The following is a 9,688-nucleotide window of genomic DNA, read 5'->3' as shown; positions in this document are numbered from 1 at the left end:
CGGGACACCACCCCCGAAACGCTCGCCGGGCTGAAGGTGCTGCACCCGGAGATACCCGATGCCGTTGTCACCGCTGGAAACTCCGCGGGTATCAACGATGCCGCCGCCGCGCTGGTCGTTGGCAGCTCCGACTTCGCGGCCAGTCGCGACATGACACCGCTGGCACGGATCCGGGGGTGGGCATCTGTCGGTGTGCAGGTCGAGCACACCGGTATTGCCCCGGTGACCGCAATCCCGTTGGCGCTCAAGCGCAGTGGTCTCACATCGGGAGACGTGGACCTCTTCGAGATCAACGAGGCGTTCGCCACGATGGCCGTGGCGTGCACGCGTGACCTCGGCCTGGACGACTCAATCGTGAACGTGAACGGTAGCGGTATCAGCCTCGGTCACCCGATCGCCGCGACAGGCGCCCGGATGGTGGTGTCGATCGTTCATGAACTCGCACGGCGCGATTCGCGCGTCGGTGTGGTCGCCATGTGCGCCGGGGGAGGGATGGGCTCAGCGTTGGTCGTCGAACGGATCTAGCTCGAGCCGAAAGCTCAGCGGTGGACGGTGAGCTTGGTGTATCGCCCGCCCAGCAACCATTCAGACACATAGAGGTTTCCGTCGGCGTCCGTTGCGACAGCGTGCGGGGAATTGAAGCGATCGTGCCGGGGCAGGTGGGGTATCTCCGTATGCCCGTCGTCGGCTAGCGCATTGGGCCATCCCGGCCGGGTCGGCCACCCTTGGGCCGCGGCGGGGTCGTCGCCGATGTACCCGAGCAACTGGTCCTCGGGATCGAGCACGGTCACTCGCCCGTAGAGCTCGGCGACGACCAGCAGGTCGCCCCACTGCGCAAAATCGCTGGGGCTGTTGAGGATCTGCTCACCGAAGGTCCGCAGGTAGCGGCCGTCGAGATCGTAGACGAGCACGCGGGTGTTGACTCGGTCGGCGATGTAGAGCTCCGGGACCGGTTTGCGGCGATCGATGAAGATTGCGTGTGGGCACGCCAGTCGTTGGCCGGCTTCGTCGCCGGTCAGTGTGGACCGATGGTTTCCATGCTTGTCGAAGCGGTGTACGACGCCTGATCCGTATCCGTCCGCCACCCAGATGTCGCCTTTTCCGCCGAACCGCTCCTCGTCCACGGCACAGCCACACGGGCAGTACGGTCCCATCGGACCGGCCGGGATGGCCGGATCCCGCGGGGGAATAGCCAACTCGGAACGGATCTGACCGTCCAGGGTCATCTTCACCACGCGGGGTGTCCGGGTGTGGCAGTGGACTCCCTTGCCGAACATGGGAGCCCAGTTGGGGTCGCCGTCGTCGGCGCCGCAGCTGAACACGAATCCGGGGTCGCTGATCCAGAGGAATTCGGCATTGTCCTCGCGGACGAGCGTGATGCCGTGGCCTTCGGTGAGGCTCGTCTCGACCACGCGGAGCAGCTGGCCGTCGGTGTCGAACGCGACGAGTCGTCCAGCGTGGAAACCGATGATCTCCCCGCCGTCGGTGGCGACGACAGCGTTGTGCACCCAACAGGACGCCGCGCCCGGAACCGCGGACAGATCTGCCCAGTCGCCGACCTCCTCGTAGCAGGGGATGGTGGTGGGCCTGCCGGTATCTGATGACATGACGCGAGCCTTTCTGTCGCTCTACTCGCCGGCGGAAGCGGTACGTCGCCGCTCGGGGCGGCTGGGCGATGTTGACGAAACCCTCTCGGGCTCTGCGTCGTTCGCTCTAGACCACACCGTGGCCGTCTCGTCCTCGAATTGGATGCGCACTTTCAGAGAAGCGTTGGATTCCAACGAGTAAAGGGCGGACGCGTGTTGGTTTGGCCGTAGCCAGCGCGGGAAGTCCACTGCATTGTGTGCAGCAACAAGGTCCATCCGGTTGGCGAGGAACGCCGGCTGCCGAGTTGGTAACACCCCGCCCGGTTCGAGCAGTGGGTGATGCTCGTCGGGCCACGGACCAGCCCTCAGCCTGGCGAAGACGTCTGCGATCGCTTGCGTGGAGCGTGTGGCGCCGCCGGGTAGATCGTGGCCCTCGGAGTCGACCGCGTCCACGAAGACCTGCAGATCGACGGCTAAAGAGGTGCTGTGATTCAGCACTGTCACGGCCCAGATCTGCGCGCCTAGCAACGCCACCGGCGTCCGGTAGATCGTTACTCGGCGCGTTGGCGCGGCGCTTTCGAGTCCCTTCGCCAGGGCGCCTACCACCTTCGCAACGTGAGTAGCGAACACCATCTCATCTCCTCATCGACACGTCTGCACCCAGCGGCCCAGCAGTGGATGACAATAGGTGCTGTCGTACTCTACCGATCCTTGCTTTGTACGCAAATGACGTCCTACTATGACGAACATGCCCTTGTAGCGGGCCCCTGACGTCCGGTATGCGAGATGGCCCGCGGGGCGTTTGCCAAGGAACAGGAGAGACATTGTCGGCCGACGGAAGTGTGTTGCAGTTCGAGCCGTTCAAGCCTGGTTCCCCTGAGGAATTGCCAGCGGTTTATGCGGAACTGAGAGAGCGGTTTCCCGTCTACCGCAGTGCTTCGAACATCTGGGTGATATCGCGATTTGATGACGTGAAGGCCGTGCAGTCGAATCCTGCGGTGTTCTCGTCGCGCCCCAACCCCTACGAGGGAGATTCGGCACCGGCGGATGCCGAGATGAAACCCGAGGTCATCGAGCGACTCATCGCCCTGACCGAGGGCATCCCTGTCGACATGAGCGAGATGGCATCCGCCAAAACCATCGCCGCCGCTGACCCGCCCCAACACACCCGGATACGCAGAATTGTGAGCAGGGGTTTCACACCCCCACGAATCAAGGAGATGGCCGACGCGATCACTGAGATCGTCGACCGTTGCCTAAGCGGTATTAGCGAGCTTCCCACCTTCGATCTCGTCGAGCGGCTGGCTGTTCCGCTGCCGGTGGAGATGATCTGCCACATCCTCGGTATCGACCGAAGCGAGTACGGGCGCGCTAAGTGCTGGTCCGACGCGTTCGCTGCCGCTGCCGGCAACAATTTCAACAGTGCCGCGGAACGCAACGAGTTGATGTTGAGGACCATCAAGGAGTTCAGCACGTACTTCGTGCCGCTGATCGAGGCGAGGCGAGTTGAGCCTCGGAATGATTTGGTCAGCGCGATGGTCGCTGCGATCGACAACGAGTCGCTGAGCAATGTCGAAACATTGATGGTGGCGATCACCATCATGGTCGCCGGCAACGAGACGACGACAAACCTCATCGGCAACGCCGTGGTCGAACTGCTGGCTAACCCCGATCAGCTCAAATTGTTGCTCGACGATCCGTCGTTGTTGCCGAGCGCGGTTGATGAGGCGAACCGGCTGACGGCCCCGATCCAATTCGCGTTTCGCGAGGCGACCGAAGACACCGAGGTTGCGGGAATGACGATCCCGAAGGGGGCCATCATCGCACTGCACATGGCCGCCGCCAATCGGGATCCCCGGCGGTTCGATGACCCCGACCGTTTTTTGATCACCCGTCCGGCCGCCAAGAACCTCTCGTTCGGCCACGGTATCCACTTCTGTCTGGGTGCTCACCTGGCCGGCCAGGAAGTGCGGGCGGCGATCGGCGGGTTACTGCCCTACCTGGACCGCCTCGAAGTGACCGATGCTCCGCTGCAACGCAATCCGACGGCACTGCTCAACGGCTGGCAACGGGTCGAACTAGCGTGGGTGTCTTAGTGCGCGGGGGAAATCGCAGTTGAACGCAGACGCATGACCAAGTTGACGGCCCCGATGCTGCTGGACCCGGCGGTCCTGCAGGACCCCTACGACTTCTACGCGGCGCTGCGGGAGCAGGCGCCGGTGTGGGCGGTGCCCGGCACGGACGTCGTCGTCATCAGTACCTTCGAGCTGTTGTCGGAGGCCGTGGCGCGGCCCGAGGACTTCTCCTCCACCATGCGTTGTCTGCTCTACCGCGACGGAGATGGGCTGCCTGCCCGTCTCGACTTCGGTGAGGCGGCGATGCAGACGCTGGCGACCGCCGACCCTCCCGCGCACACGACGCACCGGCGCGCGGTCTTCCCGGAGTTGGTGGCACGGCGCATGCGCACACTGGAGGGCGACATCCGCGCGTTGTCGGGGACCACCGTCAAGCAGGCCCTAAGCGACGACAGGTTCGATTTCATGGCGACGATCGGCAATGTCGTGCCGATCACGGTGGTGGCCGAGCTGATCGGCTTCCGCGGTATCGACCCGATGCAGCTGTTGGAAGCGGCATTCGACTCCACCACGATGGTTGGCGCCACGTTGCCCCTGGATCAGCTCAGCGACCTCGTCACTCGCATTGGCACTATCCAGGCGTGGATCACCGAGCAGATCGCGGGCAACGCAGACGGGGATGAGGAAGGGATCCTGCTGGCCGTGCGGCGGGCGCTGGATGCCGGCACCCTGCAGATGGCCGAAGCCACCAACATCCTGCACACCCTCCTGAGCGCCGGCGGAGAGTCTACGACCAGCCTGCTGGGCAACGCGGTCCGGATGCTCGCCGAAAATCCCGAGTTGCAGCAGCGGCTGCGCGAAAAGCCGCAGGACCTCGATGTATTCGTGGAGGAGGCCCTGCGGCTCGAGTCACCGTTTCGGCAAATGATGCGCAGCGTCCCGCACGACACCACACTGGGAGGCGTCGACATCGCCTCGGGTTCCACGGTCTTGCTCTTCTTCGCGGCTGGGAACCGAGATCCCGCGCAGTTCAACCACCCGGACCACATCGACCTGACGCGCGATTCCCCTAAACACCATCTCGCTTTCGGGCACGGCATCCATTTCTGCGTCGGGGCCGCCCTCGCCCGCATCGAAGCCCGCGCGGTGCTCACCGCAATCCTCGAGCAAACCCGCGACTTCTCGATCGACCCTGTCAGCCCCCCGCGGTGGGTGGACAGCCTGCTGGTCCGCCGGCACGCGCAGCTCCACCTCTGCGCCAGCCCCCAGTGAGGACCACGGCGGATGGTGCGCTGCGCGTGGTCGTGGTCACGGCAGGGATCGGCATCGCGGCGGTAGAAGTTATCGCCTCCATCAACGGAATGGAAACTATATGACCGCTCGATCCTTAGATACCACTGATCCAGGTGTTCAAGCAGCACGCGCAGTCGATCACACACGAAATCCCGCCGACGGGCTCAACATCAGATATCGGCTCGATGTCGTTGCCCCGAGCGTGCTCGAGGTGGTGACCCACGCCGGCGGGTGGTTGTTCGACCGGGTGATGGCCGGGTGGGACGTTACTGTTTTCATCGCCGACCACTCCGATGTGCGGCCGCTGCAGATCCTGGGAACCCAGACCCTCAGCCTCGACTACGCCTTCGTATCGCGGGACGATCGTCCGCGTCCGCAAGCTCTGGCGGTCGCGACTGATCTATTCGGCAGCGACTTGCGAGTGCGCAGGGGCGTACTGAAGGCTCTTGAGCGCAAGCTGATTGAGGTGACGCTGTGGGGTGAAGCACGGTCGGCAGAGTTCGACGAGGCTACGGATTCGGTGCAGCATCATTTGAGCGCTGCGGCGCGGGTCTTCAAGGCGCAGGCGCTCGCGGCGGCGGCGGCCGCGAACGCGTCGGTCGGCATGACCGAGACGTTCCGCAGCCGGTTGAGTGGGTGTGCTTTGGTCGCCGACCTCGTCCCGGCCGGCTGCCACGTTAGCTAACCTGTCGTCGTGGATATCAACGGAGCTAGCGCAATAGTCACCGGTGGCGCGTCGGGCATCGGCGCGGCATCTGCCCGGCAGTTGGCCGCGAGGGGGGCGGAGGTTGTCGTTGCCGACCTGCAGGCAGACCGCGGGGCAGAGCTTGCCAAAAGTATCGGTGGCACGTTCGTCAGCGTCGATGTCACCGATACTGAGCAGATCGAGGCGGCCGTGAATGAGGCAGTCGACCTCGGGCCGCTGCGCGTTCTGGTCAACTCCGCCGGCATCGGCTGGGCACAGCGCACGATCGGCAAAGACGGTCAGTTCGACTCGGCGCACAACCTCGACGCCTACAAGAGGGTCATCGCCATCAACCTGATCGGCACCTTCGACTGCATCCGGTTGGCCGCAACCGCGATGGGCCGCACGGAGCCGCTGGCCGGCGGCGAGCGCGGCGCGATCGTGTCGATGGCCAGCGTCGCCGCCTTCGACGGACAGATCGGACAAGCCGCGTACTCGTCGTCCAAGGGCGGCATCGTGGGCATGACGCTGCCGGTTGCGCGTGACCTCTCCGCGGTCGGGATCCGGGTCAACACCATCGCGCCCGGCCTGATCGACACCCCGATCTACGGTGAGGGGGAGGGGTCGGAAGCCTTCAAGGCGAAGCTGGGCGAGTCCGTGCTGTTCCCACACCGCCTGGGCGACCCCGAAGAGTTGGCTTCGATGGTTGTCGAACTGGTGACCAACTCCTACATGAATGCTGAGGTCGTCCGGGTGGACGGCGGGATCAGGATGCCCCCGAAATAGACCTCCGAGAACCGCGCGACGGTCAGTGCAGTCGGCCTTCGACGAAGACGCTTTCCGGGATGGCGGCGTCGAGACCGGCTGGGACGGCCCGGTTGTGGGTTGCCATCAGATCGTCCGCGTTGGTCGCGGCGGTGACGGTCCAGCCGTGGGCTCGCAGCCAGTCGTTGACCTCGGTGCGTTCCTCCTCATAGAGCAGGTTGCCGGACTCGGTGATGTCTTTGCCGCCCAGCTTGATCGCGGCGGCCCGATACAGTTCCGTCTGCTCTTCGCGGCGCGCGGAGCTGTCGGGGCTGAAGAACTCGTTGGTGAATGCTTCGACCGCGACACGGCTGCCGGGAGCGCTGAGCGACTGGATCCGGTCGAACAACAGGTCCTGGGCGTCGGCTGTCAGGTACGGCAACAGCCCCTCCGCCGACCACGCCGTGGGAACCGACGCGTCAAACCCGGCCTGCGCCAGCGCTGTCGGCCAGTCCAGACGCAGATCGATGCCAACGCTGACGTGGCAAGCGATCGGGCTGACGCCGTGGGATTGCAGCGTGCCGGTCTTGAATGCCAGCACCTTGGGCTGGTCGATCTCGTAAACCACACGTCCGGGCGGCCAGGCGAGCCGCCAGGCACGCGAGTCCAGCCCGGCCGCCAGGATCACGGTCTGCCGGATGCCGTCGCGGGCTGCCGCGAGAAAGTACTCGTCGAAGAACTTCGTCCGGCACGCCGTATAGCCCAGCATCGCCTGCATTCGTCCCTCGAGTTGTGGATCGAGATCGACCAATTCGGCTGGCAATTCTTCGTGCAGGTAGATCCGCCAGATGCCATCGCCGACCGCTTCGAGGAACAGTTGTGCGTACGGATCGCTGATCAGTGGATCGGCACTGTTGGTCTCTGCCGCCCGCCCACCGGCGACTCCTAAAGCGGTCGCGCCGACGCTCTCGTTGATGTCCCACCTGTCGTCGTCAGTTCTGGCCACAGGAGTCCCTTCGCGGATGTCGGTGAAACAAGCTGTCTTCCAACCCTATATGAAATGTTAGCTACGCTTACAAAATGAGGCGGGGACGCCTCGCCGTAGGGTCTCAGCCGTTCAACAGCGGTTCTGCCAGCTCGGTAATCGCCGAGCGGCCCCGAAGCGTCGCGAACCCCCGCGTCATCCAATGTTTCCGTTCCGGGGTGTTGGCACCGGCGAGTGCGCTGCCGGACGCCAAGATTCTGGAGCCCCACTCCTTGGCTTGATCGGCCAAGCGCGCGGCCTCGTTGACGGCGTCTCCAACCACCGTGTATTCGTAGCGGTTCTCCGCGCCGATATTGCCCGCGAACACCACACCGGCGGTCACTCCGATGCCGAAGTCCACCAGTGGAAGTTTCCTCAGTTCCGTTCCGAGCACACGAGCCGTCGCGAGTGCCGCCGACGTCGGTTCGTCGATACCGATGGGTGCCCCAAAGACCGCCAGGACGGCGTCACCTTCGAACTTATTGATCAGGCCGCGCCGATGATGCACGGCAGCAACCACTATGCGGAAGAAGTCGTTGAGGATCTCCGCCACTTCCTCTGGCGGCCGGGAGGCGGCAATCGCCGTTGACCCAACCAGATCGATGAAGAGGATGGCGACGTCTCGAACCTCGCCCGAGAGGGAGCCGTCCTGTTCGAGTGCCTGGCGGGCGACGTCGGCACCAACGTGGCGCCCGAAGAGGTCGCGTAGGCGTTCACGCTCCTCGAGTCCTGCCACCATCCGGTTGAACCCAACCTGGAGTCGCCCGATTTCGGAGGGCTCGTAGACCTCGACGAGCGCCTTGCCCTCCCCGTGTTCCACCTCGGTCATTGCGACGACGACTTGACGAATGGGGTCGGAGATCGACCGGGCGACCAAGACCATCGCTCGCAATCCCAAGGCGAGCGACACCGCGGCGAGCACCAGAATCGGCGTCTCAATCGGCGCTGACTTCCGCACGAACCAGCCATTGGAGTGTGACAGGACGATCAACGCGATCCCCCCGATAGGCAACGCGCTGAAGAGAACCCATGTAATCATCAGGCGCGCAAGGACACCCGGCATTTTGCCGGTCGGTGTTGCGGTCTTCATCGATGCCGCGACGATGGGCCGGAGGACCCGTTGAGTTATCAGGTAGCCCATAGAGGCGGTGGCGGCACCACCGAAGAGAATGGCGGTACCGATCACCCACGCGACGGTGCCACCCGCACGAAGGTTGACCAGAACAAATACCGCCCCGCTAGCGACCCAGATACCGAACTGGACGATGGTTTGGCGGGCAGCTATGCGCATGGCCGCGCGCTGTTGAGCGGGCGTTGGTTCGGCGCCTTCGGCGAACCAACGGAAGGACGGGACCACGTTCAAGACACCCGCCAGCGCACCGACGGTCGCCGAGATTGCGGCCAGACCGCACAAGGCGATCAAGTTCCTACTGGTGGACAGGGCGCCAGGGTCCCCGCCGGTGTTTTGGGTAAGCGACACGACCACCAACGACACCGCGCCGGCCGCAACGATATGCGCGGAAGTCAACGCAGCCGCATAGCTGGCTCCAATCCGAATGGCTGCCTTGCGCCTGCTCGTCATCCGTCTTAGTTCTGGAATGGCCGGGTCGATAGGCAGGCGGTCCGCATGACGCTCGGATACGGGCAGAGCCAGGCATAGGCGACGATGCGTGCCTTGCCATCTGACTCGGCTTTTTCGGCACCGTTGACGTCTTCGTCAGCAACCCAGGCCCTCATAGGAACCTCAAAGAGGCCGGATGAAACGGCCGCAGCGGTCCGCACCGAAGAAAAAGCTGCCTGGCCGATACGGGCGCTCGGTCTCCCCGCTGGACCGTTTGGATGTGGGCCGCGGCAATCTGCGATCACCATGTGCTTCCATAGGTAGAACAGTACTTTCTGTCCACGCAAATGACGACTATCCTACCGAGCATCAGATACTCTACTTCTGCAGTGAGGCCCCTTGCCGTCTCCGTGAGAATCCGTGCCGCCGCAACGTGGTCACGTCACCGCAATAGCTGCTCAGAGCACACGCTGCGCTATGCCGCCGAGTCCGTATCCGCCGCCGTCGCCCTGCGGCCGATGAAGCGTCTTGCCAGTTCGACCCCGAAAACACAAACCCAGGACGGAATGATGACTGCGCCAACGAGACAGATACCGCATTTCATCGATGGCAAGCGCGCCGCCGGCCGGTCCGGCCGCTCCGCTGACGTTTTCAACCCGAGCACCGGTCAGGTGTCGGCCCAGGTGGCGTTGGCGGGCAGGGCTGATGTGGAGGCGGCGG

9 protein-coding genes and 1 pseudogene are annotated in these 9,688 nt (G+C 64.2%); 6 read left to right on the top strand and 4 right to left on the bottom strand.

The window, feature by feature from the left end; genetic code table 11:
• A pseudogene (locus tag JWP83_RS13685) lies at nucleotides 1–525 on the top strand (acetyl-CoA C-acyltransferase); the annotation flags it as partial.
• 14 nt (nucleotides 526–539) lie between these two features.
• Here JWP83_RS13685 and JWP83_RS13680 read toward each other — a convergent pair.
• Together JWP83_RS13680 and JWP83_RS13675 are read right to left on the bottom strand one after the other, a co-directional pair.
• Nucleotides 540–1,607, bottom strand: coding sequence for a hypothetical protein (locus tag JWP83_RS13680; protein ID WP_297730673.1), 1,068 nt, complete (start codon nucleotides 1,605–1,607; stop codon nucleotides 540–542).
• Between the two features lie 21 nt (nucleotides 1,608–1,628).
• Nucleotides 1,629–2,219 (bottom strand): hypothetical protein, encoded by a 591-nt coding sequence (locus JWP83_RS13675; RefSeq protein ID WP_297730671.1) that lies wholly within the window; start codon nucleotides 2,217–2,219, stop codon nucleotides 1,629–1,631.
• A 347-nt stretch (nucleotides 2,220–2,566) separates the two neighbouring features.
• Between JWP83_RS13675 and JWP83_RS13670 the strand changes: the two genes are divergently transcribed.
• The 4 genes from JWP83_RS13670 to JWP83_RS13655 all read left to right on the top strand — a co-directional run bounded on the left by JWP83_RS13670 (nucleotide 2,567) and on the right by JWP83_RS13655 (nucleotide 6,425).
• Complete coding sequence (locus tag JWP83_RS13670; RefSeq protein WP_297730669.1) at nucleotides 2,567–3,682, top strand: cytochrome P450; 1,116 nt, start codon at nucleotides 2,567–2,569, stop codon at nucleotides 3,680–3,682.
• Between the two features lie 33 nt (nucleotides 3,683–3,715).
• Complete coding sequence (locus JWP83_RS13665) at nucleotides 3,716–4,933, top strand: cytochrome P450 (RefSeq protein WP_297730667.1); 1,218 nt, start codon at nucleotides 3,716–3,718, stop codon at nucleotides 4,931–4,933.
• A 190-nt stretch (nucleotides 4,934–5,123) separates the two neighbouring features.
• Nucleotides 5,124–5,639, top strand: a complete 516-nt coding sequence (locus JWP83_RS13660) for a hypothetical protein (protein ID WP_297730679.1) — start codon at nucleotides 5,124–5,126, stop codon at nucleotides 5,637–5,639.
• 9 nt (nucleotides 5,640–5,648) lie between these two features.
• Nucleotides 5,649–6,425 carry an SDR family oxidoreductase gene (locus JWP83_RS13655; protein WP_297730665.1) on the top strand — a complete coding sequence of 259 codons (777 nt, stop codon included), beginning with the start codon at nucleotides 5,649–5,651 and terminating at the stop codon, nucleotides 6,423–6,425.
• 22 nt (nucleotides 6,426–6,447) lie between these two features.
• On the opposite strand, the gene JWP83_RS13650 is transcribed toward JWP83_RS13655, so the two are convergent.
• Nucleotides 6,448–7,389 (bottom strand): class I SAM-dependent methyltransferase, encoded by a 942-nt coding sequence (locus JWP83_RS13650; RefSeq protein WP_297730663.1) that lies wholly within the window; start codon nucleotides 7,387–7,389, stop codon nucleotides 6,448–6,450.
• A gap of 103 nt (nucleotides 7,390–7,492) precedes the next feature.
• The gene (locus tag JWP83_RS13645) at nucleotides 7,493–8,989 is read right to left on the bottom strand and encodes an adenylate/guanylate cyclase domain-containing protein (protein WP_297730661.1); all 1,497 of its coding nucleotides are present in this window, start codon (nucleotides 8,987–8,989) and stop codon (nucleotides 7,493–7,495) included.
• Nucleotides 8,990–9,537: 548 nt separating this feature from the next.
• Between JWP83_RS13645 and JWP83_RS13640 the strand changes: the two genes are divergently transcribed.
• Nucleotides 9,538–9,688: hypothetical protein (locus JWP83_RS13640; RefSeq protein ID WP_297730677.1), on the top strand; the 151-nt coding region annotated here is incomplete at its 3' end.

Origin of the sequence: Mycobacterium sp. (genome assembly GCF_025965855.1) — a bacterium.
Lineage (GTDB): Bacteria > Actinomycetota > Actinomycetes > Mycobacteriales > Mycobacteriaceae > Mycobacterium.
This window is presented reverse-complemented; position numbering and strand designations above follow the sequence as displayed.

Bases quoted from the DNA above. Each gene is read 5' to 3' on its own strand.
- JWP83_RS13665 (WP_297730667.1), top strand. From the start codon at position 3,716: ATGACCAAGTTGACGGCCCCGATGCTGCTGGACCCGGCGGTCCTGCAG.
- JWP83_RS13675 (WP_297730671.1), bottom strand. From the start codon at position 2,219: ATGGTGTTCGCTACTCACGTTGCGAAGGTGGTAGGCGCCCTGGCGAAG.
- JWP83_RS13645 (WP_297730661.1), bottom strand. From the start codon at position 8,989: ATGACGAGCAGGCGCAAGGCAGCCATTCGGATTGGAGCCAGCTATGCG.
- JWP83_RS13680 (WP_297730673.1), bottom strand. From the start codon at position 1,607: ATGTCATCAGATACCGGCAGGCCCACCACCATCCCCTGCTACGAGGAG.